Annotated in this window: 26 protein-coding genes; 6 read left to right on the top strand and 20 right to left on the bottom strand. The window is 57.4% G+C overall.

What is annotated here, in order from left to right:
- Window positions 1-5: 5 nt before the first annotated feature.
- The 4 genes from AC2AXP_RS09325 (at window position 6) to flgL (ending at window position 4,819) form a co-directional block, all read left to right on the top strand.
- Window positions 6-1,106, top strand: coding sequence for a flagellar basal body P-ring protein FlgI (locus AC2AXP_RS09325; protein ID WP_004961481.1), 1,101 nt, complete (start codon window positions 6-8; stop codon window positions 1,104-1,106).
- Window positions 1,106-2,074, top strand: coding sequence for a flagellar assembly peptidoglycan hydrolase FlgJ (gene flgJ, locus AC2AXP_RS09320; RefSeq protein ID WP_449145196.1), 969 nt, complete (start codon window positions 1,106-1,108; stop codon window positions 2,072-2,074). Before AC2AXP_RS09325 ends, flgJ begins: the two co-directional genes overlap by 1 nt.
- Window positions 2,075-2,183: 109 nt before the next feature.
- Window positions 2,184-3,833 carry a flagellar hook-associated protein FlgK gene (gene flgK, locus AC2AXP_RS09315; RefSeq protein WP_004961485.1) on the top strand — a complete coding sequence of 550 codons (1,650 nt, stop codon included), beginning with the start codon at window positions 2,184-2,186 and terminating at the stop codon, window positions 3,831-3,833.
- Window positions 3,834-3,853: 20 nt separating this feature from the next.
- Window positions 3,854-4,819, top strand: coding sequence for a flagellar hook-associated protein FlgL (gene flgL, locus AC2AXP_RS09310; RefSeq protein WP_004961487.1), 966 nt, complete (start codon window positions 3,854-3,856; stop codon window positions 4,817-4,819).
- 471 nt (window positions 4,820-5,290) lie between these two features.
- On the opposite strand, the gene fliR is transcribed toward flgL, so the two are convergent.
- The 13 genes from fliR to fliF all read right to left on the bottom strand — a co-directional run bounded on the left by fliR (window position 5,291) and on the right by fliF (window position 16,064).
- Complete coding sequence (fliR, locus tag AC2AXP_RS09305; RefSeq protein ID WP_004961492.1) at window positions 5,291-6,073, bottom strand: flagellar biosynthetic protein FliR; 783 nt, start codon at window positions 6,071-6,073, stop codon at window positions 5,291-5,293.
- A gap of 2 nt (window positions 6,074-6,075) precedes the next feature.
- Window positions 6,076-6,345, bottom strand: coding sequence for a flagellar biosynthesis protein FliQ (fliQ, locus tag AC2AXP_RS09300; protein ID WP_039991980.1), 270 nt, complete (start codon window positions 6,343-6,345; stop codon window positions 6,076-6,078).
- Window positions 6,346-6,356: 11 nt separating this feature from the next.
- Entirely contained in the window at window positions 6,357-7,136 is a 780-nt protein-coding gene (fliP, locus tag AC2AXP_RS09295; RefSeq protein ID WP_484381583.1) for a flagellar type III secretion system pore protein FliP, read from the bottom strand.
- Window positions 7,133-7,546 (bottom strand): flagellar biosynthetic protein FliO, encoded by a 414-nt coding sequence (gene fliO, locus AC2AXP_RS09290; RefSeq protein WP_371901759.1) that lies wholly within the window; start codon window positions 7,544-7,546, stop codon window positions 7,133-7,135. The genes fliP and fliO overlap by 4 nt, the downstream gene beginning before the upstream one ends.
- Window positions 7,546-7,962, bottom strand: a complete 417-nt coding sequence (gene fliN / locus AC2AXP_RS09285) for a flagellar motor switch protein FliN (RefSeq protein WP_004961501.1) — start codon at window positions 7,960-7,962, stop codon at window positions 7,546-7,548. Before fliN ends, fliO begins: the two co-directional genes overlap by 1 nt.
- Window positions 7,955-8,959, bottom strand: a complete 1,005-nt coding sequence (fliM, locus tag AC2AXP_RS09280; RefSeq protein ID WP_004961504.1) for a flagellar motor switch protein FliM — start codon at window positions 8,957-8,959, stop codon at window positions 7,955-7,957. Before fliM ends, fliN begins: the two co-directional genes overlap by 8 nt.
- A gap of 6 nt (window positions 8,960-8,965) precedes the next feature.
- Window positions 8,966-9,451, bottom strand: coding sequence for a flagellar basal body-associated protein FliL (gene fliL, locus AC2AXP_RS09275; protein WP_004961507.1), 486 nt, complete (start codon window positions 9,449-9,451; stop codon window positions 8,966-8,968).
- 191 nt (window positions 9,452-9,642) lie between these two features.
- Complete coding sequence (locus tag AC2AXP_RS09270; protein WP_484381582.1) at window positions 9,643-10,836, bottom strand: flagellar hook-length control protein FliK; 1,194 nt, start codon at window positions 10,834-10,836, stop codon at window positions 9,643-9,645.
- On the bottom strand, window positions 10,833-11,279 hold the full coding sequence (gene fliJ, locus AC2AXP_RS09265) for a flagellar export protein FliJ (RefSeq protein ID WP_004961513.1): 447 nt from the start codon (window positions 11,277-11,279) through the stop codon (window positions 10,833-10,835). The genes AC2AXP_RS09270 and fliJ overlap by 4 nt, the downstream gene beginning before the upstream one ends.
- Window positions 11,280-11,295: 16 nt before the next feature.
- Complete coding sequence (fliI, locus tag AC2AXP_RS09260; protein ID WP_004961517.1) at window positions 11,296-12,657, bottom strand: flagellar protein export ATPase FliI; 1,362 nt, start codon at window positions 12,655-12,657, stop codon at window positions 11,296-11,298.
- Entirely contained in the window at window positions 12,657-13,361 is a 705-nt protein-coding gene (fliH, locus tag AC2AXP_RS09255; protein ID WP_198772925.1) for a flagellar assembly protein FliH, read from the bottom strand. The genes fliI and fliH overlap by 1 nt, the downstream gene beginning before the upstream one ends.
- Window positions 13,354-14,346, bottom strand: coding sequence for a flagellar motor switch protein FliG (gene fliG / locus AC2AXP_RS09250; RefSeq protein WP_004961521.1), 993 nt, complete (start codon window positions 14,344-14,346; stop codon window positions 13,354-13,356). The genes fliH and fliG overlap by 8 nt, the downstream gene beginning before the upstream one ends.
- The gene (gene fliF / locus AC2AXP_RS09245; RefSeq protein ID WP_484381581.1) at window positions 14,343-16,064 is read right to left on the bottom strand and encodes a flagellar basal-body MS-ring/collar protein FliF; all 1,722 of its coding nucleotides are present in this window, start codon (window positions 16,062-16,064) and stop codon (window positions 14,343-14,345) included. The genes fliG and fliF overlap by 4 nt, the downstream gene beginning before the upstream one ends.
- A gap of 340 nt (window positions 16,065-16,404) precedes the next feature.
- Between fliF and fliE the strand changes: the two genes are divergently transcribed.
- Window positions 16,405-16,719 (top strand): flagellar hook-basal body complex protein FliE, encoded by a 315-nt coding sequence (gene fliE, locus AC2AXP_RS09240; protein ID WP_004961527.1) that lies wholly within the window; start codon window positions 16,405-16,407, stop codon window positions 16,717-16,719.
- Window positions 16,720-16,756: 37 nt separating this feature from the next.
- Here the strand turns inward: fliE and AC2AXP_RS09235 are convergent, their stop codons facing one another.
- The 7 genes from AC2AXP_RS09235 to fliD form a co-directional block, all read right to left on the bottom strand.
- Window positions 16,757-18,211, bottom strand: coding sequence for a hypothetical protein (locus AC2AXP_RS09235; protein ID WP_484381580.1), 1,455 nt, complete (start codon window positions 18,209-18,211; stop codon window positions 16,757-16,759).
- Window positions 18,211-19,140 carry a glycosyltransferase family 2 protein gene (locus tag AC2AXP_RS09230; protein WP_004961533.1) on the bottom strand — a complete coding sequence of 310 codons (930 nt, stop codon included), beginning with the start codon at window positions 19,138-19,140 and terminating at the stop codon, window positions 18,211-18,213. The genes AC2AXP_RS09235 and AC2AXP_RS09230 overlap by 1 nt, the downstream gene beginning before the upstream one ends.
- Window positions 19,137-19,499, bottom strand: a complete 363-nt coding sequence (locus AC2AXP_RS09225; protein ID WP_004961535.1) for a GtrA family protein — start codon at window positions 19,497-19,499, stop codon at window positions 19,137-19,139. Before AC2AXP_RS09225 ends, AC2AXP_RS09230 begins: the two co-directional genes overlap by 4 nt.
- Before the next feature lie 174 nt (window positions 19,500-19,673).
- Window positions 19,674-20,489: a helix-turn-helix transcriptional regulator gene (locus AC2AXP_RS09220; RefSeq protein WP_004961538.1), complete on the bottom strand. Its 816-nt coding sequence runs from the start codon at window positions 20,487-20,489 to the stop codon at window positions 19,674-19,676.
- 288 nt (window positions 20,490-20,777) lie between these two features.
- Window positions 20,778-21,146, bottom strand: coding sequence for a flagella biosynthesis regulatory protein FliT (gene fliT / locus AC2AXP_RS09215; RefSeq protein WP_004961541.1), 369 nt, complete (start codon window positions 21,144-21,146; stop codon window positions 20,778-20,780).
- The gene (gene fliS, locus AC2AXP_RS09210) at window positions 21,146-21,556 is read right to left on the bottom strand and encodes a flagellar export chaperone FliS (protein WP_004961544.1); all 411 of its coding nucleotides are present in this window, start codon (window positions 21,554-21,556) and stop codon (window positions 21,146-21,148) included. Before fliS ends, fliT begins: the two co-directional genes overlap by 1 nt.
- 28 nt (window positions 21,557-21,584) lie before the next feature.
- Window positions 21,585-22,985, bottom strand: coding sequence for a flagellar filament capping protein FliD (gene fliD / locus AC2AXP_RS09205; RefSeq protein WP_004961547.1), 1,401 nt, complete (start codon window positions 22,983-22,985; stop codon window positions 21,585-21,587).
- Between the two features lie 288 nt (window positions 22,986-23,273).
- Between fliD and AC2AXP_RS09200 the strand changes: the two genes are divergently transcribed.
- The gene (locus AC2AXP_RS09200) at window positions 23,274-24,542 is read left to right on the top strand and encodes a FliC/FljB family flagellin (RefSeq protein WP_004961551.1); all 1,269 of its coding nucleotides are present in this window, start codon (window positions 23,274-23,276) and stop codon (window positions 24,540-24,542) included.
- The last annotated feature ends 44 nt before the right edge of the window (window positions 24,543-24,586 follow it).

The raw sequence follows: 24,586 nt of genomic DNA, 5'->3' as shown, positions 1-24,586 counted from the left end.
GCACGATGCTGAAAAATTTACTCATGGCGCTGCTGGCGGCGACAATCAGCCTGCCGGTGGCGGCGGAACGCATTCGCGATCTGGTCACGGTGCAGGGCGTTCGCGACAACGCATTAATCGGCTATGGGCTGGTAGTGGGGCTGGACGGTTCCGGCGACCAGACCATGCAGACGCCGTTCACCACCCAGAGCCTGAGCAACATGCTGTCGCAGTTGGGGATCACCGTGCCGCCGGGTACCAATATGCAACTGAAAAACGTTGCCGCAGTGATGGTGACCGCCAAGCTGCCGCCGTTTGCCCGCAGCGGACAGAACATTGACGTGGTGGTGTCCTCAATGGGCAACGCCAAAAGCCTGCGCGGCGGCACGCTGCTGATGACGCCGCTAAAGGGCGCAGATAACCAGGTCTATGCGCTGGCGCAGGGTAACGTGCTGGTGGGCGGCGCTGGCGCGGCGGCCGGCGGCAGCAGCGTGCAGGTGAATCAGCTCAACGGCGGGCGCATCAGCAACGGGGCGGTGATCGAGCGTGAATTGCCAAGCACCTTTGGCCAGGGGGGTGAAATCAATCTGCAGTTGAATGATGAAGACTTTACGCTGGCCCAGCAGATCAGCGACGCCATCAACCGTCAGCGCGGCTATGGCACTGCCACGCCGCTGGATGCGCGAACCGTCAAGGTGCTGGTGCCACAGGGTAATAGTTCGCAGGTGCGTTTCCTGGCGGATATTCAGAATATCAACGTTAACGTCAGCGCAATGGACGCCAAGGTAATCATCAATTCACGTACCGGCTCGGTGGTGATGAACCGTGAAGTGATACTGGACTCCTGTGCGGTGGCACAGGGCAATCTGTCGGTGGTGGTCGATCGGCAGAATACGGTCAGCCAGCCGAATACGCCGTTTGGCGGTGGGCAAACGGTGGTGACGCCCAATACCCAGATTTCCATGCAGCAGCAGGGCGGTTCGCTGCAAAAAATCAACGCCAGCGCCAATCTCAACAATGTGATCCGCGCGCTGAACGCGCTCGGGGCAACGCCGATCGATCTGATGTCGATTTTGCAGGCGATGCAGAGCGCCGGCTGTCTGCGCGCCAAATTGGACATTATCTGATGAGTCGCGATCTGATGAGCCTGTCCGGAGCGGCGTACGACGCTCAGGCGCTGAACGGGCTAAAAACCGCCGCCGCTGCCGATCCGCACGGCAATCTGAAGCAGGTTGCCCAGCAGGTGGAAGGAATGTTCGTGCAGATGATGCTGAAGAGCATGCGTGCCGCGCTGCCGCAGGACGGCGCGCTGAGCAGCGATCAGACCCGGCTGTACACCTCGCTGTACGATCAGCAAATTGCTCAGCAGATGTCGCAAAAAGGGTTGGGGCTGGCGGAAATGATGGTGAAACAGCTGGGCAGTGCCGGCGCGCGACCGAGCGAAACCGCCGGTACGCGGCCGATGGCGCTGGACAACCTCACGCCGGCGCAGCTGACGTTTGACAGGCAGAGGCTGCAAAGTTTGCCGAACCAGACGCTGGAGCAACTGGTGCGGCGCGCCATGCCGCAAACGCCGCCGCCGCTGCCGTCGTTGACCAACGGCAACTTTGTGGCTCGACTGTCGATTCCGGCACGGCTGGCCAGTCAGCAAAGCGGTATCCCGCATCAGCTGATCGTCGCGCAGGCAGCGTTGGAATCCGGCTGGGGCCAGCGCGAGATCCCGACCGCCGACGGTTCTCCAAGCTACAACCTGTTTGGTATCAAGGCCGGCAGCAGCTGGAACGGGCCGGTAACGGAGATCGCTACCACTGAATTCGAGCAGGGTACGGCGAAGACGATCAAGGCGCGTTTCCGGGTGTACGGCTCTTACGTCGAAGCGATTGCCGATTACGTCAAACTGTTGACCGGCAACCCGCGTTACGCCAACGTTGCCGCCGCGCGCAGTCCGGAACAGGCGGCCTATGCGCTGCAACAGGCCGGTTACGCCACCGACCCGCAGTACGCCAAAAAGCTGGTCAGCGTGATCCAGCAAATGAAGAACGCCGGGGAACAGGTGGCAAAGGCCTATAGCCACGATCTGCAAGAACTGTTTTAGGCGCATTTTGCTCTCAAGTTCTGCGCTTGGCGGCCGATAACCCAGGCAGGCTGAGCGCAGAGGTTCAGCAGCACGATTAAACCCTGTGGGCCAGTGACAAGGAACCCCAATGTCTAATAGCTTAATCAACACCGCGATGAGTGGTCTGAATGCGGCGCAGGTGGCGCTCAGCACCGTCAGCAACAATATTTCCAATTACAACGTTGCCGGCTACAACCGGCAGACGGCGATTCTGGCGCAGAACGGCGGAATGGGCACCATGTCCGGCTTTATCGGCAACGGCGTCACCGTGACCAGCGTCAACCGTGAATACAATCAGTTCATCACCAATCAGCTGCGTGGCGCGCAAAGCCAGGCAGGCGCGCACGATGCGTATTTCGAGAAAGTGTCGCAAATCGATAATCTGCTGGCGGATAAAACCAATACCTTGTCCAGCAGCATGCAGGACTTCTTCAGCAATCTGCAAAACCTGGTCAGCAACGCCGGCGACGACGCGTCGCGCAATACCGTGCTGGGCAAGGCCAACGGCTTGGTGAACCAGTTTAACAACACCGATAAATATCTGCGCGATATGGAAAGCGGCGTCAATCAGCAACTGAGCGACAGCGCGGTACAAATCAACAACTACAGCCAGCAGATTGCCAAACTGAACCAGGACATCACGCGCTTGCGCGGCAGCGGCGGCGGTGAGCCGAACGCATTGCTCGATCAGCGCGACCAGTTGGTGAGCGAACTGAATCAGATAGTCGGCGTGCAGGTGACCCAGCAGGACGGCGATGCGTATAGCGTCTCTTTTGCCAATGGCCTGACGCTGGTGCAGGGCAACAACGCCTATCAGGTAGAGGCGATGCCATCCAGCCAGGATCCGTCGCGTTTGACGCTGGGCTATAACCGCGGCTCGGGCGCCAGCGAAATTCCACAAGGGCAGATCGTCAGCGGCAGCGTCAGCGGCGTGTTGAAGTTCCGCAGCGAAGCGCTGGACAGCGCGCGTAACCAGCTTGGGCAGATTGCTCTGGCGATGGCGGACAATTTTAACCAGCAACACCGGGCTGGTTTTGACATCAATGGCGACGCCGGCGGCGATTTCTTCAGCTTTAGCGGCGGCCGGGTGGTGGAAAACACCCGCAACGTTGGCGACGCCACCCTCGGCGTGTCCTATACCGACACCGGCAAAGTACAGGCCAGCGATTACCGCGTGGAGTTCGACGGCAATAACTGGCAGGTCACGCGCCTGTCCGACAACACCCCGATTACCGCCAGCGCCGGTACCGACGCCAGCGGCACGCCGACGCTGGCATTTGAAGGGTTGCAGGTCAGCATTGACGGTAACGCGCAAAAGAATGACAGCTTTACCGTGAAGCCGGTCAGCGACGTGGCGGGCAGCCTGAAGGTGGCCATCAGCGATGCCGGCAAAATTGCCGCCGCCGGTGCCGATGATGGCGGGCGTGGCGATAACGACAACGCCAAAAAACTGCTCGACCTGCAAACCCGGAAACTGGTGGATGGCAAGGCGACGCTGACCGGTGCTTACGCCAGTCTGGTGAGCAACGTCGGCAACCAGACCGCCACCGCCAAAAGCAACAGTGCGGCGCAGGGCAACATCGTCAAGCAGTTGACGGTTCAGCAACAGTCGGTGTCCGGCGTCAACCTGGACGAAGAATACGGCGAACTGCTGCGTTTCCAGCAGTATTACATGGCTAACGCCCAGGTGATCCAAACCGCCAGTTCGCTGTTCGACGCCATCCTGTCCATTCGCTGATAGCAGAAGGAATCCACACCATGCGCATGAGCACCAGCATGATGTATCAACAAAACATGAGCGGCCTTACCGATAACCAATCGCTGTGGATGAAATCGGCGCAGCAATTATCCAGCGGTAAAAAAGTGCTGACGCCGTCGGACGATCCTCTGGCGGCCTCGCAGGCGATTATGGTGTCGCAGGCGCAAGCGGAAAACGGCCAGTACGCCCTGGCGCGTACCTTCGCACGGCAGAGCGTGTCGATGGAAGAAACCGTACTGTCGAACGTCACCAGCGGCATCAAGGACATGAAGGCGCTGATCGTCAACGCCGGCGACGGCACGCTGAGCGATAACGACCGCGCTTCGCTGGCGACCCAGTTGCAGGGGATGAAAGATCAGTTGCTGAGCCAGGCCAACAGCACCGACGGCAATGGCCGCTACATGTTTGCCGGATTTAAAAACGACCAGCCGCCGTTTGTGCAGCAGGCCGATGGCTCGATCCGTTACCAGGGCGGTTCGACGCCGATCGAACAAAAGGTGGATGCCAATCGCACCATGACCGTTGGCCATACCGGAGATGCCATTTTCATGACGCTGACCAGCAATCCGAAGCCGGAGCCAGACGGCAGTGCGCCGGTCGCCAACGTATTTGACAGTATCGACACGGCGCTGGAGGCGTTGAAAACGCCGTTGCAGGGTGCGGATGACGCCACCCGCGAAAAAGTCAGCGTAGCGTTGGACAAGGCCAACCGCGGTCTGGACAACTCTTACAACAACGTGTTGAGCGTGCGCGCCGAACTGGGCACGCAACTGCAGGAAATGGATACGCTGGACAGCATTGGCAAAGATCGTGATATGACCAATCAGGCGCAATTAAGCGCGCTGGTGGATGTGGATATGGTCGAGGCGATCTCGTCCTACTTTATGCAGCAGGCCGCGCTGCAAGCCTCCTATAAAACCTTCAGCGATATGCAGGGTATGTCGCTGTTCCAGATGAATCGTTAACCCGTTCTATCTTGCCGTGACTTCGCGTCGCGGCAGGCCCCTTTTGGCGCGCTGAGAAGACGTTGCCGGCCAACGCGCCGTGCGGGGGATTCTTAAACCGGGCGCGCTGTTTGGCCCGTCGTTCTTTCTCCCACTAAGGTTTGAGTGACGGGCTTTTTTTTGGGGTTCATCGCGTTTTACCGAGGAGCGCAGCTTTGATGTTCAGAAAGAAGTCAGCGTTATCCCGGTATCCATAGGCCATTCGCTTCATCACTTAAACGACGTGCCTAGCGGTTGCTTTTCGCTTTAATCATGATGTTGCTCCTGTGGTTAACAAAGGCGGATATTGCGCCCGTCAGCCGGCAGCATTTATTCAAGCCAGTGGAGACATTTGAATCTTAATCCGGATAAATGACGTTTATCAGGCTCTTGTGTCAATAAAACGTTTTAACTGCCATTTTGTTTTAGACGAAAGGGGGCGTTGCTGTCGGATCAGTTGGCCATGCCGCTAATCACCGTTGCCAACCGATCAAACACGTCACCGAACAGGTGTTCGCAGAACGGCGCCAGCATCGGCATCATCAGGCCCAGGGTGAGAATGCCGATGGTCATGGTTACCGGGAAGCCAATGACAAACACCGACAGCTGCGGCGTTACGCGGTTAAGCAGGCCCAGTGACAGGTTGAGCGTCAGCAGCAGACAGATCAGCGGCAACGCCAGCATCAGGCCATTGATGAAAATCAGCGAGCCGGCCTGGGTCAGCGCCAGAAAACCGTTACCGTTCAACGGTTGTGCCTGGATCGGCAACGTATGGAAGCTGTCCGCCAGCAGCGAAATCAGCCATAAATGGCCGTCAAAGGCCAGAAACAGCAGCAGCGCCAACAGGTTGAGCAAGCGCGCCAGCACCGGCATATTCGGTCCGCCGGACGGGTCGAAGAAGGTGGCGAACGACAGCCCCATCTGCATGCCGATTACCTCACCGGCGGTCCGGACCGCGGCGAAGGCGAATTGCATGGTCAGCCCGAGCGCGACACCAATCAGTATCTGCTGCATGGCCAGCCACAGGCCGCTGGCGGAAAAAATCGCTATGTTATTGGCGGGTAGGCTCGGCGCCACCAGCAGCACGATCAGGCCGCCGAGGCCGATCTTCACTTTTTTGCTGATTTGTTTTTCGCTGAACACCGGCGCGCTGGCGATCAGCGCCAACACGCGCAGCAACGGCCAGAAATACTGGCTGAGCCAGACGCCGATTTGCCCGCTGTCGAAGGTCAGCATACTCAGCCAATCAGGTTGGGCAGGTTGCTGAACAGCATGCGCATGTAATCCAGCAGCAAATTAAGCATCCATGGCCCGGCGATGATGATAGTGGCGACTACCGCCAGAATTTTGGGAATGAAAGACAGCGTCATTTCGTTGATCTGGGTGGCGGCCTGCAACAGGCTGACCACCAAACCGCTGATCAACGCCGCCAACAGCAGCGGTGCGGCCAGCGCCAGCGCAACTTTCATTGCTTCGGTGCCGAGCGCCATTACGGATTCAGGTGTCATTGCGCTCTCCGTTACGCATAAAAACTCTGTGCCAGTGAGCCGAGCAGCAGTTGCCAGCCATCCACCAGCACGAACAGCATCAGTTTGAACGGCAAGGAAATGGTGGCCGGCGGTACCATCATCATCCCCAGCGCCATCAGTACGCTGGCAACCACCAGGTCGATAATCAAGAACGGGATAAAAACCGTGAAACCAATCTGGAAGGCGGTCTTCAGTTCGCTGGTGACGTAGGCGGGCAGTAAAATGCGCATCGGCACCGCCTCCGGCCCGGCCAGCGGCGGCAGGTTGGCCAGGCGAGCGTAGAGCGCCAGGTCGGCTTCACGTGTCTGACGCAGCATGAACTCGCGCAGCGGCTGCGCGCCCTGGTCGATTGCCGTCTCCATGCTGATTTTGTCCTGGCTAAACGGCAGATACGCGTCCTGATACACCTTGTCGAACACCGGCGCCATAATGAAGAAGGTTAGAAACAGCGCCAGTCCCAGCATCACCTGATTGGGGGGCGCAGTTGGCGTGCCCAGCGCGTTGCGCAGCAGGCCGAGCACGATGATGATACGCGTGAAGCTGGTCATCATCAGCAGCATCGCTGGCAGGAAACTGAGGGAGGTCAGCAGCACCAGCGTTTGCACCGGCAACGTCCAGCTTTGGCCACCGCCGGCCAGCGGCTGGCTGATCAGCCCCGGCAACTGCGCTATGGCCGACGGGCTTAACGCCAACAAAGCCAGAGTTAGCAGCGGGGCGAGAGCGCGGCAACGCAGCAGCGCAGCCGCTGAGAGAGACCGAGTGTGGTTCATGCCGATTTTTCCGGGCGTTGCAGAATTTTGTGCATCAATTGGCGAAAGTCCGCCGGCGCGGCTTTGGTCGCAGCGGGGGCGGACGGCGGCGTGCTTAGCGTATGCAACGGCGTGATACTTTGCGCGGTAACACCCAGCACCAGCCAGGTGTTATCCACTTCGACCACCACCACCCGCTCGCGCTGGCCGACCTGACAGCTGGCGCGCAGGTTAAGCAGCGCGGCGTTGCGCGCCTGCGGGGCGAACCCCAGCCGGCGAAACAGCCAGCCGGCCAGCAGGATCAGCAGCAGGATCGCGCCGAGCGCGCTGCCCACCTGGGTCAATACCGAACCGGCCGGCAGCGCCGGGCTGGCTGCCGGTTGAACGGTGTGCGCCTGCACGTTGGCATTGGCATTGGCATTGGCGTTCATTAGCGGCTCAGGCGGCGCATACGTTCGGACGGCGTGATGATGTCGGTGATGCGTACGCCGAACTTGTCGGCGACCACCACCACTTCACCCTGTGCGATCAGGTAACCGTTAATCAGGATATCCAGCGGTTCGCCGGCCAGCCCGTCGAGCGCGACCACCGAACCTTGCGATAGACGCAACAGCTCTTTGATGGTCATTTTGGTGCGGCCAAGTTCTACCGTCAGCTTGACCGGAATATCCAGGATCAGATCGATATCTTGCAGGCTGCCGATGGCGTCCTGTGCTTCCAGCGTTTTAAACACGCCCTCGGTGGCGGCGCTGGTCTTCTCGGACGACTGCTGTTCGTTAAACGCGTCAGCCCACAGATCGTCTACGGATTCCTTTCCTTCGCCAGACGGTTGCTTAGGATCACTCATTGGGCTGTTCCTCACTCAGAGCATTCAAGATAGGGTTAATCAAATGTTCAACACGCAGGGCATATTGCCCGTTCAGGGTGCCGTATTGGCTGGTCAGCACCGGCACGCCGTCGACGTGGGCGATCAGGCGTTCCGGCTTATCGATCGGTAACACGTCGCCCGGTTGCAGTTTCAGCACTTTCGACAGCCGCATCGGGATATCGACAAAATTGGCTATCAGCTCCAGCTCGGAGTGCTGAACCTGTTTCACCAGCGTTTCCCGCCAACGGCTGTCTTCCTGGCGGGAGTTTTCCAGCGGTGGGTTGGTCAGCAGTTCGCGCAGCGGTTCGATCATGGCGAACGGGATGCAGATATTGAATTCGCCACTCAGCGCGCCGATTTCCACCTGGAATGGCGTGGTGACCACGATATCGTTCGGTGAGGTGGTGATATTGGTGAATTTCACCTGCATTTCGGCGCGCACGTATTCCACGTCAATCTGGTAAATGGCGCTCCAGGCATCGCCGTAAGCATCCAGCGCCAAACGTAGCATGCGCTTGATCACGCGCTGTTCGGTCGGGGTGAACTCACGGCCTTCCACTTTGGTCGGGAACCGGCCGTCGCCGCCGAACAGGTTGTCGACCGCAATAAATACCAGGCTGGGCGCAAATACGAACAGTGCGGTGCCGCGCAATGGGTTGAGATGCACCAGGTTCAGGTTGGTTGGCACCGGCAGATTGCGGGCAAACTCATGGTATGGCTGGATCCTGATCGGCCCGACGGTGATATCCGGACTGCGGCGCAGCAGGTTGAACAGCCCCATGCGGAACTGCCGGGCAAAACGTTCGTTGATGATTTCCAGCGCGTGCAGACGCTCGCGCACCACGCGGCGCTGGGTGGTGGGATCGTAAGGCTTGACGTCGCTGTCGTTGCCGACAGTTGCCGCAGGCTCATCGCCTTCGGCTTCGCCGTTGAGCAAGGCATCGATCTCTGCCTGTGAAAGAATACTGTCGCCCATGGGTAATTACCGCAGTATGAACGCGGTGAACAGCACATCGCTGACCACCTGCTTCGGTTGGCCTTTAACCAGCGGTGGACTGAGTACGTCCTTGATCTGCGCCACCAGTTGCTGTTTTCCTTGCTCGTTCGCCAGTTGCGCGGCTTCCTGGCGGGACAGCAGCATCAGCAGACGACTGCGGACCTCCGGCAGGAAATCGTTCAACTGACGGCGGGTCGCCTCGTCCGGCAGGCGCAGCGTCAAACCGATGTACAGCACCCGATCCGGATTGTTGTCCGGCGTCAGCAGATTGACGGTAAAGGTATCGAGCGGCATGAATACCGGCGCCGTAGGCGGCTGCGGCTTGGCGGCGACCGGAGCGCCGTCGTTCTTCTGCTGCAATAGCCACCAGCTGTAACCCGCGGCGCCACAGGCAGCGACGGTGATCAACAGCAGCAATATAACCAGTAGCGAGCGCTTTTTCGCTGCGGTTGGTAGAGTATTTTGGGACATTAGCTAATCAAATTCCTGTTATTGACACGGGGAACGTCACCCGTGAATACCCGCCATGGTTAACGCGCATCATGGTGGGTATGACCCCCAAACCGTAAGGGGAAACGATGGCCTTATTATCCCGTCAATTCGGGCGTGCAATGGCCTGAATAGACGGGGAAAAGCCTCCCAGCTTCAGCGTTAGCCGTGACTCAGGCGAAAATATCGACGCCGTCCACCGCCCGAGCCATGGCCTGCAGACCGGCCGGTGCCACCACGGCGTCAAGCGGCGCATCGCTGTCGCCGTGCTGCGGCTGATAAGACGACTGACCGCTGCCATTGGACGCCTGCTGCTGCGGTTGCGGCATTGATTCGCTACCGACGCTGCTCTGACCCAGGTTGATACCGCTTTCCGCCAGCGCATGACGCAGTTGCGGCATCGACGCTTCCACCGCTGCGCGTACCTGGCCGTGTGCCGAGGCGATATGCAACTGCGCCTGGTTATCGTCAAGCTTCAGGGTAATCTGCAATGCGCCCAGCTCTTGTGGATGCAAACGCAGTTCCGCACTTTGCTGGCCGTTGCGGTGGAACATCAGTACCTGCTGACTCAGCGCCTGCTGCCATTCCGGACTGCCGAGCTGTGCGTTCAACTGCGGCGGCGTCGCAGCGGTGAGCTGTGCGCTGGAGTGGGCGTTGGTTGCGATCGGGCTGGACACGGGCGGCATCATGGCCGGCGACGACGGGCTGTGGGATGGGGAGGCGCCGTCGGTCGGCATGCGATGTCCAGCGACGTTGGCCGCCTCGCTATCGGCGACTAACGCCGTATCCGTCTGCGTCACCGCAGCGCTCAATGGCGGCTCAGGCTGGCGACCGGTCGGTGCGTTGGCCTGGCCGGACGGGTGCGGCGTCACGGCGGGGCGCAGGGAAGGCAATGCGCGCTCGGCGGTGGTCACCGGCGCAAGCGTAGCGCTGGCGTGGTCGGGCGGCGTTGGGCTGGTCAACGGCGACGATGGACTGGCCGGCAGCATGGCGAACAGCGCTTGCAGGGTGGCGTCATCCAGTTCTGTTAGCCCCTTCAGCGGCGTGCTGTCGCCGTGGTGCGATGCCGGCAATACGTCATCGGGCAAGCGGGAGACGCCAGTCAGGCTTGGGTCAGCGTCCGGCTGCGTCAGCGCCGACAACAGCGCCTCAAGCGACTGACGGGTCAGAGGCGACACGGGTTGCTGTTCGGCGGACAGATGCTCGGTGGTCAAGAGGCCGCCGCGGTTCGCCGTCGGCAGCACCCGTGCGCCGAGCAGTTGAGCGAAACCCGCAGACCATTGCGCGGCGTCCAGCGGCAGCGCCGCCCGATCGGGCGTGGCGCTATCAACGGCCGGTGACAGGCCGGCCAACAGGGTCAGATTCATGGGGTGGTATTCCTATGTGAGCAACGTTGAGCGAACTCATCCATCAATTTTTGGTCACGTTTGTTATCCAGCAGCCGTTCGGCATCAAGCGCGCGGGTGTGCAGCGTTTCGAAGGCGTTTAATCGCTGCTGTTTGTCCTGCCACTGCTTGACGGCCTGGTCCACTTTTTGACTCCATTGCAGCAATTGTTGTCGATGTTGGCTAATCGCCTGTTCCAGGGTGCCGATAAATTGCTGATAATTTTGCCAACTGGCGGCACCCATGCCATCGCTCAGCGTGCTGTTCAAGGTGTGGCGATATTCGTCCTGATAATTGAGCAGCATCGACAGCTGCTGCTCCGCAGCCTGCTGCGCCTGGCGTAGCTGACCGAGCTGCCGAGCCGCCTGTTCCACGGCATCTTGCGCCAAATTGCGCAACGTAATCAGCGGTGATGATGTTTTCATGGTGTTCTCCGCCGGGTTAAACCATCAACTGCCGCAATTGATCGCACGCGTCGTCATAGCCGCTGCGTTCAAAAATGCCCTGTTGCAGATAGGCCTCCATCTGCGGGTAGAGCGTCATCGCCTTGTCGAGCAACGGGTCGCTGCCAGCGGCATAGGCGCCAACGCTGATCAGATCGCGGTTGCGCTGATAGCTGGCCAGCATCTGCTTGAAATTGCGCACGCGCCGATAATGCTCATCATCGATCAGGGCGGTCATCGCACGGCTGATCGACGCTTCGATATCTATCGCCGGATAGTGGCCGGCCTCGGCCAGGCGGCGTGACAGCACCACGTGGCCGTCCAGAATGGCGCGTGCCGAATCGGCGATCGGATCCTGCTGATCGTCGCCTTCGGTCAATACGGTATAAAATGCGGTGATCGAGCCGCCGCCGCTGATGCCGTTGCCGGCGCGCTCCACCAGCGCCGGCAGTTTGGCGAATACCGACGGCGGGTAGCCTTTGGTGGCCGGCGGTTCGCCGATCGCCAGAGCGATTTCGCGCTGCGCCATGGCATAGCGGGTGAGGGAGTCCATAATCAGCAGCACGTGCTGGCCGCGATCGCGGAAGTCTTCGGCGATGCGTGTGGCATAGGCGGCGCCCTGCATGCGCAACAGCGGCGACACGTCGGCCGGCGCGGCGATCACCACCGAACGCGCGCGACCCGCGGCACCGAGAATGTTTTCAATAAAGTCTTTGACTTCGCGACCGCGTTCGCCGATTAGACCGACCACGATCACGTCGGCCTGGGTATAACGGGCCATCATGCCGAGCAGTACGCTTTTGCCAACGCCGGAACCGGCGAACAGCCCCATCCGCTGGCCGCGGCCGACGGTGAGCAAGCCGTTGATGGTGCGTACGCCAACGTCCAGCACCTGCGCGATCGGGGTACGCTGCAACGGGTTGAACGGCGCGGTGAAAAGCGGTGCGCGGTAGCCGGTATCGGGGGCAGGCAGGCCGTCGAGCGGCTTGGCGCTGCCGTCCAATACGCGCCCGAGCAGCGCCGGCCCCAGTGGCAGCTGTTTGCCGGCATGTTGGCCTTCGGGGGCAACGCGGGCGTAGACGCGCGCGCCGGGCACAATGCCTTCGACATCTTCCAGCGGCATCAAAAACAGATGCTGGCCGTTAAAACCGACCACTTCGCTTTCCACCTCCTGCACCTCGCCGGCGTGGTGCCGTTCGATCAGGCAGGTGGCGCCGAGCGGCAGTTGCAACCCGGTAGCTTCCAGCACCAGGCCGGTGGCGCGGGTCAGGCGACCGTAACGGCGCACCGTCGGTGCCTGCGCGATACGCTGTTCCAGCGTATCCAGGCTGGTTAGCCAGCGGTTGAGGCGCTGAGTCATTACAGCTCTCCCGGCGCGGCCAAACGGCACAGTTCATGCCAGCGGGTAGCCAGCGTGGCATCGAGGTCGCCGTCTTGTGCGCTGACCTTGCAACCGCCCGGGTGCAGCTGTCCGTCAGCCAGCAATCGCCAACCGTGCAGGCTCAACGTGACGCCAAGCTGCTGTTCGACACGCTCATAGTCGTCCGGATGCACGCGCAACTGCGGCTTGCCGCTGAACATCGGCTCTTGTTGGATCAATTGCTGAATTTGCGCCAGCAGAGCGGTGCCGTCGCACACCGGCGGTTGGCCAAGCACCTGCCTGGCAGCGGTCAGCGCCAGCTGCATCAGGCGTGAAGCGATCACGCTGTCCAGCGCGTCCAACGTATGCTGGAACTCGTTCACCAGATTTTGCCAGTGCTCGGTCAGCGGCTGTTGCTGCTGCTGTCCTTGCAAGATACCCTGCTGGCGGCCTTCTTCCAGTCCGGTCTGGAAACCGGCCTGGTAACCTTTTTGCTGACCGTCGGCATAGCCCAATTGCTGTCCCTGCTGTTGCGCCTGCAAACGCAGCGTTTCCAACTGTTGTTGCGGGTCAATAGGCGCGTCAAGCGGCAACGGTTCCTGGTCCGGCGTCGCCAGCAGCGGTGATGGTGCCACCGGGGGCTGTTCCGCCAGGTCATTGAGCGACCACGGTTGCCAGGCCAGGCTGTTGATGCGATCAGACATAGGTGTCCTCACCACCGCCGATGATCATTTCGCCGCTTTCCGCCAAACGGCGCACGATCAGCAAAATGGCCTTCTGTTCGTTTTCCACCTGCGACATGCGCACCGGGCCGCGATTGGCCAAATCGTCGCGCAGAATATCGGCGGCGCGTTGCGACATATTGCGCAGGAACTTCTCGCGCAGCGGCTGTTCGGCTCCTTTCAGCGCGATCAGCAGCGACTCGCCTTCCACTTCCTGCAACAGGCGCTGGATGCTGCGATCGTCGACCTCGACCAGATTTTCGAACAGGAACATCTCGTCGATGATCTTCTGCGCCAGTTCGCCGTCGTATTCACGCATTGCGTCAATGACCGCTTCTTCCTGCTGGGTTTTCATCAGATTGATGATCTCGGCGGCGGTGCGTACGCCACCCATTTTGCTGCGCTTGAGGTTTTGGCCGTCAAGCAGGTTATTGAGCACCTCGGTCAACTCGGCCAGTGCAGCCGGCTGTACGCCGCCGAAGGTGGCAATACGCAACATCACATCGTTGCGCAGCCGTTCGTCGAACTGCGCCAGAATATCCGCCGCCTGCCCACGTTTCAGGTGAACCAGAATGGTGGCGATGATCTGCGGGTGTTCGTCGCGGATCAGATCGGCGGCGCTCTGTGGCTCCATAAAGTTGAGCGTTTCCATACCGGTAGTGGTTTCGCGCGACTCGAGAATATCCTCCAGCAGGCTGGCGGCGCGTTCTTCTCCCAGCGCCTTGACCAGTACCGATCGCAAGTAGTCGCTGGCATTGACGCTGAGCGCCGCGTACTGCTCGGCGTCGTCTTCGAACTCGCGCAGTATCTCACTCAGTTGCTTGTGCGACACCTGGCGCATGCTGGCCATGGTGCCACTCAGTTGCTGAACCTCACGTGAAGAAAGGTGTTTGAACACCTCGGCGGCGCGGTCCTCTCCCAGCGTCATCAGCAGAATGGCGCTCTTTTCTGTACCTGTCAGACTCATATCTCGTTACTCATCCATTGGCGGATTACCAGGGCGACCACGCGGGGATCCTTGTCCGCCAGATCGCGGATCCGCTGGCTCTGGACTTCGGCGCTGACGCGCTGCTGCGAACGCTTGTGCTGTACCAGTTCGTCATTGCTCGGCTTACCGGCGTCGGCAGGGCGGGCGGCAGGGGCGTTGGCGGCGGCAATGGCGGCCTGTTGCTGCGCCTGGCGCTGTTGCAGCTGAGGGCGAACCAGTTTGCGCCACAGCAGCCAGGCCACCAGCAGGATCAGCAGATAACGGCCAGCGTTCAGCAACGAGTCGATAAACGACTGCGTTTGCCAGAACGGCAGTTCGCCAGCGGTCATTTCAGTTTCGGTAAACGGTGAATTGACCACGTTCAGCGTGTCACCGCGGGTGCCGGAATAGCCCATCGCTTCGCGCACCAGCGATTCAATCTGCGCCAGCTGCTGTTTGCTCATCGGTAGCGGCTTGCCGTCCTTGTCGCTGCCGAGCGTGTTCAGCACTACCGCAACCGACAGGCGTTGCACCGCCCCGGATTTATGCTGGGTATGGCGAATGGTGCGATCCACTTCATAGTTGGTGGTTTCATCGCGGCGACTGTTTTGCGGCTGGCCGTTGCCGTTGCCGTTGCCGGTGGCTGTGTTGCTGGTTTGCCGCGCGGCAGGGGGGGCGTTGTTGGCGGTGGTATTGGTATTCGCCGTGGCGTCGGCCGCGGGCGTTTCAATCGGCGCGGTGGGCGCTGCGCTCGGCTGGTTGGACAAAGCCCCCGGCACGCCGCCGACCGGCTGGCCGCCAAGTTGATCGCTCTGGCTCAGCTGTCGTGAACGAATCGCGGCCTTTTCCGGCGTTGGGTTCGGTTGGTACTGTTCGTCGGTCTGTTCACGGATGGAAAAATCTATCTGCGCGGTGACCTGCGCCCGCACGTTGGCGCTGCCGACGATTGGCGCCAGTATTGCTTCAATACGGCGTTGATAGCGATTTTCGACTTCACTGGTGTATTTCAACTGACTGGCGTTGAGATCGCGTCCGCTGCCGTCGGACTGGGTCAGTAAACGACCGGCCTGATCGACCACCGTAACGTTGCCGGGCGGCAAACCGGCGACGCTGCTGGCAACCATATACACGATAGCGTTGATTTGGCCGTCATCGAGCGCGCGCCCTGGCTGCAGGTTCAGGGTCACCGAAGCGGAAGGGGATTTTTGTTCACGCACGAACAGCGACGGCTTTGGCAGCGCCAGATGCACGCGGGCGTTCTGCACCGGGCCGAGTGATTCGATGGTGCGCGACAGTTCGCCTTCCAGGGCGCGCTGATAATTGATCTGCTCACTGAACTGGCTGATACCGAACTTTTCCTGATCCAGCAGTTCAAATCCGACTGCGCCGCCTTTCGGCAAGCCTTGTTGCGCCAGACGCAAGCGGGTTTCGTGCACTTTTTCTGCCGGGATCATCAGCGCTGCGCCGTTTTCGGCAAAACGGTAGGGGATATTCATCTGCGTCAGTTGGGTGACGATGGCGCCGCCGTCGCGGTCGTTAAGATTGCTGTACAGCACGCGATAATCCGGGCTTTTTGCCCATAACAACAATGCGACAACGATGGCTATCGCCGCCGAGGCCGCCACCAGCAACGGGATTTTGGGGTTGGCGCGCAGGCGATTCCACTGGGCCTGAAGGCCATTTTCACGGTTTTCGCCGGCGGAGAGTGACGCGCTCATGCTTGCCCCTTGCCTGGCAGATGAACGATATGGTTAGCGTTGTGTGGTGACAAAACTGGCTCCCTGATGCACATAACTTAACGGACTACGCCCTTTGTCTTTCAGCTGTTTGGTTGTTGGTTGCGCGTTGCCGCAGAGATACAACTCGAAATCCATTGGGTAGATAGCGTCCCCATTTTCGGATGCCATATTTGCATTTAACGCCAAGTTTGATGGCTCGATAAGCCGTGTTTTTTGCAGTTAATTAGCCGCTTTAGCGCTATTGGGGTGTGTTAGGGTGTGCACCATCGGAATTGTCTCGGGTACAACGCTGCCCGACAAAAAACCAACCGGGGGACGCGTGGCGATTCAAGGCATCGAAGGGGTATTACAACAATTACAGGCAACGGCTCTCCAGGCCGGTGGCATCACCAATGCCCCTCCGGCGCAGGGAGCCAGTTTCGCCAGCGAACTGAAGGCGGCGATCGGCAAAATTAGCAACATCCAGCAAACCGCGCGCCAGCAGGCGCAGAATTTTGAAATGGGCGTGCCGGGCATCAGCCTCAACGACGTTATGGTGGATCTGCAAAAATCGTCGGTATCGCTGCAAATGGGGATTCAGGTCCGCAACAAGCTGGTTGCGGCCTATCAAGACGTAATGAATATGCAGGTGTAGTACGCCAGGGCGGGGATGGGAGCGATCCCCGCCGCGGTTAATCAATCACAATATTCCGCGTGTAAACCAACAGGCTTTTTTCATTAACGGCAATCACCCTGACGGGATCGCCATAATGGCGCTTGATCAACTCGGCCATCGCCGGGGTATCCGCGATAAAAAAGTCGCCGCCGCGTGTATACCACCGAGCGTCAGACAACCATCTGCTGGCAGAGATTTTATGCGTATTCTGGTCTATCTCGATTGGCGCAATGGAAATATCACCGTCTATAGACACTGAGGAAGCATACCAAAAGCTGGCATAGCCCCGTTGCAGGTGGTTATTTCTGATCGCGTCTTTCAACTGATTGATAATTTCGTCCGGATTGTTGCGCAGCGGCTCAGCACGCCAGCTCCCGGCGGCGGCAATAATAAACACCGCCGTCAGCAAATATGACACCTTCGCGTTCATCTCTATGTTTCTGGCAATAAAGATGGCGCCAAAGATAAATACCGGTACCAGATAGCGCACGGCATATACGTCGATGGGCCTGTTGCTGATCAGGTAGGCCGGGATCATGATCAGTGCCGCCAATCCCAGGGTGATATCCAACGGGGAAAGGCTCTTGATTTTCTTTGCAGCCCGCGCAAGGTACAAGAAGAACATCAGCATGCCAAACAGATTGATCAGGTAAAACAGGGTTTGCCTGCTGGTCGGCGCCTTGCCAAAGATATCCGCATTGAAATAAAGAATTAGCCCCTTGGTGAACAGGTACAGGTTGTTGCCGATATCATCAAAGTTGACGAAGGTGGGAGAGGGAATACCGGGAAGATAAAATCCTCCCAGCGCATCAAACCCGGCAGCAATCAGTTTGGCCAACAGAGAGGACAGAATAACCATGACGACGACGCCGGCATGCTTTGCTGATTTTTGCTGGTACGCCGCATAGCCGTAGGATAGACACAGTGGCACGACCGCCAGATAGCTGCTGATATTATCGCTGAACAAAGTAATGGCAAGCAGCAGGCCCAACGCAATCAGGCAACTGACGCCACCGCGATTGGCATATCTGTCGGCAAGCATAAAGCAACCGAGTATGTAGATATAGGTTCCGATATGTATCACCGGCATCAGGGTGTTTAATGCGGCAAATGCGCCAGGGGCGGCGAAGCCGATAACGATCGGCCACAGATTTTTTTTGCCGTCTTTTACTGACAGATAAAGTGAAAATACGCTCAACAACGCCAGCATCATTGATGGCAGCAGCGCGGATTGCCAGGCACCATAACCTGCCAGCAACGTGGCTGCCGCATACCAGATGAGATCGGTGAAATAAAACGAAACGGTAGACAGGCTCCAGCCGCTGAGCAGAATGTTGCCGGCGGCCAGATCCCGCCCCTCTAACAGACCCGATGCGCCATCGGAGCTGGCAATAATCCCGGCGGTAATCTGCAGATATATAAAGCAAAGCAGTAGAAATAAAGCGAGATATAATGCGGGCTTTTTAATCATTACGGTTTTTCTTCCTTAAACGTTTTCTTTATATATCGCGGTCTTTGTTTTGCTTCGGTGTAAATCCTGCCGATATATTCGCCCAGTATGCCGATGCCAATCAGCTGAACGCCGCCGAGGAACAGGATCGATATCAATAATGAGGGGTAGCCTCGCACCGGATTACCAAATGCCAGGGTATCGAGCATCATCCATGCGCCGTAAAAAAATGAGATACCGGCGATGACAAAGCCGATATAAGACCAGATGCGCAACGGAAAGGTCGAAAAAGAGGTTATGCCTTCCAATGCCAGATTCCACAGTTTCCAACCGTTGAATTTAGTGGTGCCGGCAATGCGATCGGCCCGGGTGTATTCAACAATGGCAACCTTGCCGCCTACCCAGGATAATACGCCTTTCATAAATAAGTTGCGTTCCGGCAACAGCTTTATATTTTCCACCGTTTCGCGCGACATCAGTCGGAAATCACCGACGTTTTCTTCTATTTTTGGGGTGCTGATTTTATTGTGCAGTCGATAAAACCATTCCGCCGTTTTCCGTTTCATCCGGCCATCGCAGGATCGATCGCTGCGCTTTGCCAACACCACGTCAGCGCCGCGCTGCCATTTTTCCACCATTAAGGGAATGACGTCGATCGGGTCTTGCAGATCGACGTCAATAGGGATGATTACCTCGCCGGAAGCCGCCTCCAGTCCGGCGAACAGCGCCGCCTCTTTGCCGAAGTTTCTGGTAAACGAGATGACTTTAACCTGGGGATCGTCGGCGGCAAGATTGACAATGGTGGTTTCGGTAGCATCTTTGCTGCCATCATTAATGAAAATAATTTCTACCTGTTGCTGGCTTAATGCTGTATGGGCCCGTACCGAACGATAGAAAATCGGTACCGCTTCCTGCTCATTGAATACTGGAACTACCAGAGATATTTTCATTTTCTTTCCTTGAAAACGATATGTTTGGCGTAGATATAGCCGCAAAACAGACTGATGCCAGAAAACGCAATCAGCGTTACCCAGGGGATAATGGTGAGCCTATCGGCGACGGCCCCGGTAGCAATGCTCAAAAATCCCATAAAGGCGACGTACATGACATATCTGGTCGTGGTCGCCGTCGCTTTAAACGTCAGCGCGCTATTGGCGAAAAACGAAAAGCTCACAGCCACGCAAAAAGCCACAAAATTACTCAGTGCCTGATCGGCCTTGACCACCCAGAGCATGGCGAAAAATATTGCCCAATGTATTGCTGTGTTAACCACGCCGATAGCGACGTATTTGAAAAAGGACTTGTCCATAAGATTAACCCCAAAAACTCCAGGGGCAGATCCTACCACCTGCCCGCATTATGGCAACCAGGGCCAACACTTTTGTGGTCGAACCTGCATACCGGTGTTCGCGTTACGCCAGTGAACACCGGTATACGCTGGTCATTATCTCGCTTGATTACCTTGCGCGCTGGCGCTGGCGGTTTATTCGGGGCGCTGATGGCCGCGAATGGCGGTGGGGACAAAGCCAAAGCGCTTGCGAAAACGCTCGGCAAAACGTGAGGAACTTTCATAGCCGACGTGTTGCGCGATGATCGAAATCGGCCAGTCGGTGGATTGCAGCAATGCCAGTGCGCTGTTCATACGCACGTCAATCATCAGATTGCGCAACGCGGTATTTTCCGCCGACAGTTTGCGCCGCAGCATCACTTCACTCATCGACAGACTTTCGGCGACTTTGGCGGCGGTCCATATGCTGTGGGGATCGGTTGCCAGGCAACGGCGTACGCGCTGGGTCAGATCCTTCACCTCATTGTGCACGAACTTGATGCCAAACTGCGTCAGCCATAACAGGATCTCCAGCACTTTATGTCGGGTGATCGCCGTCGGAAAACTGTTGTTCAGCGCCAGCGCCAGGTGAGTGGTTTCAAAACTGTGGATAAAACCACAGGGGAGGTTGCGCAGAGTTTGCACGCCGGCGAAGGCAGGGTCCGACACCGTCGGACTGAGCGGTCTGGCGGCAGCGAACAGCAGCGGATCGCAGGTCAGCAACTGGCAGCTGAACACGCCGTCATCCGAAAGACCATTAATGATATCAACGGTTTGCCCTCCGTCTATCATCATCAGCTCCCCAGGGTATGCCACCAGCTCCTGCTGTTGCCAGCGGATGCGTTTATGGCCTTGTTGTATCAGATATAGATGTGGTTGTTCGAAATATACCGAAGAAAATAATAATTCAGTATGCTGAATAAGGTGCGCTGAAGCGCCGATTCCAGGGCAAAGATTAATTGTGCGTTCCATCGATATTCGTTTCGCTGCCAGTCTCTAAGAATATCTTTACGCGTTGCGGTGCGTTGGAGCAACTATTTTCCATGCGTTGGGCAGAACAACGCGGTGTGTCAATGGTCAAAAATCAATTTCCTGCTGAACAGAAAACGTCCGTGTCGAAGGAATAAATATCCCTAAAATATACGTCAATACGCGCATCTCGATTAATTACGCCGTGTGGGAATAATTCAAATGCTAATGATATAAACCTCTCGCGGATGATGATGTCGCCATCAAGCCAATGAGTCTACGGAGTAGGCATCAGCGGATCTGCGGCTCGCCCAGCAGCAATGCGCGATCGTGAAATTGCCCGTAGGTGCTGTTAACCACATTTTGCCGCGTCGACTGGCCGATCAATTCGCGTAGTTCATCCATGCGCGCCTGCAGCAAGGCGCGCAATTGCGTTTCGTTATCCAGGATCTGCTGCAATTTATTGCGCAACAATTCTTGCAAGGCTAGTGACGATTCCATCACGCCGGCGAAGTCGGCGGTTTTTTCCACCGAGGTCACATAGGTCAATTCCAGTTCCACCAACTGATCCCAATGGCCGGTTTTAGCCAGTGCGATCATTTGGCTGCTCAGGGTATATATTTGCTGATAGGCGGATAGCAGTTGCTGTTGGCGTTCCATTAAACGGCGTCCTGAGAAGGTTGATAGTTGGGGCCAATCTGGCGCCAGGCGTCGGCAATATTATCCAGCAGCTTGACTACCTCTTCGATAGCCTGTTGATCGTTATGCAGATTAGCCTGCAACAAGCGACGTTTCATATAGTCATACAGCGCGGCAAGATTGTCCGCTACCTCGCCGCCCCGCTGGTGATCGAGACTGTTTTTCAGACCATTGTCGATAATATTGATTGCCTTGGAGATAGCCTGACCCTTGCCGGCAATATCGCCCTGGTCCATCAGAATTCGTGCGCGAGACAGGGCGCTTTGCGCCCCGTCGAATAGCATTACGATTAACTGATGCGGGCTGGCACTCATTACGCCACTTTCCAAACTGACCTGTGCGTAGGCCTGCGTTCCGCTACGGTTGTACATGCTGTTTTACCTGGTGAAAACCTATTTATTAGGATGAGAACTGTTGGGTTAAATATGTACTGGTGCCGTTCAGTTTCGACATCATGGTGTCGAGCTGGACGAACTGTTGTTTATATCGATCGATAGTGTCCTGAATACTTTCCGTCACCCGGGTAATTTGCGTGTTCAGGCGATCGAGATTGGTATTAATGCTTTTGGTGGAATTTTCTATTACGCCACCGGCCTTGATATAGGTCTGGATTTCATTATGGATCTCGGTGGCCATACCGGTATCTTTACCGTTGCCGGCAAAGAAGTTCGCCACCTGTTCCGGCTTTTCATCCACCGCTTTTTTCAGCTTTTCATCATCGATTTCCAGCTTGCCGGTTTTGACATTGGTGGTAATGCCCAGGTTGCCAAGGCCTTTTAATTCCGGGTTATCCTGCGCCGCGCTTAACGCGCTTTTAATCGAAGACTGTACGCCGCGCAGGGTATTGTCGCCCAGCAGCGCACCGTTTTTCGCCGATTGTTCTTCACCGCTTTTTACCGGGGTGTATTTGCTTAGCGATGTAAAGGTATCCAGCAGCGAGTTATAGCTGTCGACCCAGGCTTTGATTTTTTCGGTGGAGCCGCTTTTATCGGTGCTGATCACCAGGTTTTGTGGTTCGCCGGGTTTGGTGGTGGTTTTCAGATCCAGCGTGACGCCCTGTAACGCGTCGGCGATCGAGTTGGTGCTGCGTTTGATTTTGGTGCCGTTGACGGTGATTTCAGCGTCCTGGCCGGCTACCGTCTCTTTCATCGCGCCGGTGTTGCTGGTGGAATCGTAATTGAGGATGCCCGCGAGCTTGGCGTCATTGTTGACCGTCACGCTCACCTTATTGTTTTCACCGGTGGTGGTGGAGCTGATGGCCAGTTTGTACTCGTTGTCGCCAACGCGCATGATGCTGGCGTTGACGCCGGCTTTGGCGCCGTTGATCGCATCACGCATTTCCACCAGCGAGGTTTGATCGTCACCGAGCGGTATGTTCACCTGTTTCGGCGGGTTGCCGGCGGTGATCGACATTGAGCGATCGGTGGCGCCGCGGGTACCGAGCTGGCTAGTCTGATCGGCAATGCTGGCCTGGGTGGTCAGCGTTTGCGGCTGTGCCAGTTTATCGACGGTAATGGTGTAGTTGCCGGGCACCGTTTTGGCGTTGGTGGTGACGGCGAACTGGTCGTGCGTGCTTGCCGTGGTGTTGTTGAAAAACGCCGGTTTGGCCAGATCCTTGCTCAGATTGTCAAACTTCTCCAGTGCGCCCTTTAACGTACCGTAGGCCGTCAGTTTGGCGTTGTAGCTGGTCTGCTGGCTGGTATACGGCGTCAGGCGCTGCTGTTCCGCTTTGCTCAACTTGTCCAGCAAGGCGTTGAGGTCAAGTCCTGAGCCGATGCCTAATGAACTGATCGATGCCATTCGTAATTCTCCTAAGGTCAATGACTTTATTCGCTTTACGCGTTATCGGCCAGGTGAGGAAAAAGTTTACGAGAAAAACAAAAAAACGATGGCGTAATAGAAGAGGGAAATCATGCGTTGTTTAGCGCATTGGCGACCAGCAGAAAAATAAATAAAAAATTGCTAAAGGTTGCTGGGGCAGAGCCGATACCTGAGGGGACGGTGGTTGACGCCGTGGGCAAATGCCCGAACCTTTAATTGTGAATGCGAATGTCGCAACTTCGTACTGATTCGTAAGGAAAGCACACTATGGCACAAGTAATTAATACCAACAGCCTGTCGCTGATGGCGCAGAACAACCTGAACAAATCTCAGTCTTCTTTGGGTACCGCGATTGAGCGTCTGTCTTCCGGTCTGCGTATCAACAGCGCCAAGGATGACGCTGCGGGTCAGGCGATCTCCAACCGCTTCACCGCCAACATCAAGGGCCTGACTCAGGCTTCTCGTAATGCCAACGACGGCATCTCTCTGGCGCAGACCACCGAAGGCGCGCTGAACGAAGTGAACGACAACCTGCAAAATATTCGTCGTCTGACCGTTCAGTCGCAAAACGGCTCCAACTCCTCCAGCGATCTGCAATCCATCCAGGACGAGATCTCCCAGCGTCTGTCTGAAATCAACCGCATCTCCGAGCAGACTGATTTCAACGGCGTTAAAGTGCTGAGCAGCGATCAGAAACTGACCATTCAGGTTGGTGCCAACGACAACGAAACCATCGATATCGAACTGAAAGATATCAACGCCAAAACGCTGGGCCTGGAGAAATTCAGCGTTGCCGACGCGCTGGACACCACCAAAGTAGGTACCACCGCGCTGACCGCCATTGACAAAATGGCTGCACCGACCATTGCTGCCGATACCAACACCGCCGCACCGAAAACCTCCACCGACGGTAAAGTTTATTCCGACGGTACCAATTCTTACATCCAGACTGGCGCCAGCGAGTGGGTTAAAGGTAGCGTAAGCGGCACCGGCGAGTTCACCTTCGACTCCGGCACCGCAGCCAACGTGGTAGCGACCAAGCCTGCCGGCCTGACCGAAACTAGCCAGGTTAAGGTTGGTTCCACCACCGTTAGCGGTCTGGGCACCGGCGAAGAACTGCGTTCTTACACCGATCCAGCCGGCAAAGCCGGTTATGTGGTCAAAGGCAAAGATGCTGATGGCAACGACGCTTTCTTCAAGGCTTCCGTTGATGCGACCGGTAAAGTGACCAAGGGCGCACAGCAATCTACCGAACCAAAAACGGCCGATCCGCTGGCAACGCTCGACAAGGCGCTGTCACAGGTTGATTCCCTGCGTTCTTCCCTGGGTGCGGTGCAGAACCGTTTCGACTCTGTCATCAACAACCTGAACAGCACCGTGAACAACCTGTCTGCTTCTCAGTCACGCATTCAGGATGCCGACTACGCGACCGAAGTGTCCAACATGAGCCGTGCCAACATCCTGCAACAGGCTGGTACTTCCGTGCTGGCACAGGCTAACCAGTCGACCCAGAACGTGCTGTCACTGCTGCGTTAATCGACTCTCTCCGATTAATCTGTTGCATAAAGAACCCCGCCATT

The organism is Serratia sp. Sp408 (assembly GCF_057180665.1).
Note: the sequence above shows the minus strand (reverse complement) of the source record. Positions and strands in the feature narration are given on the sequence as shown.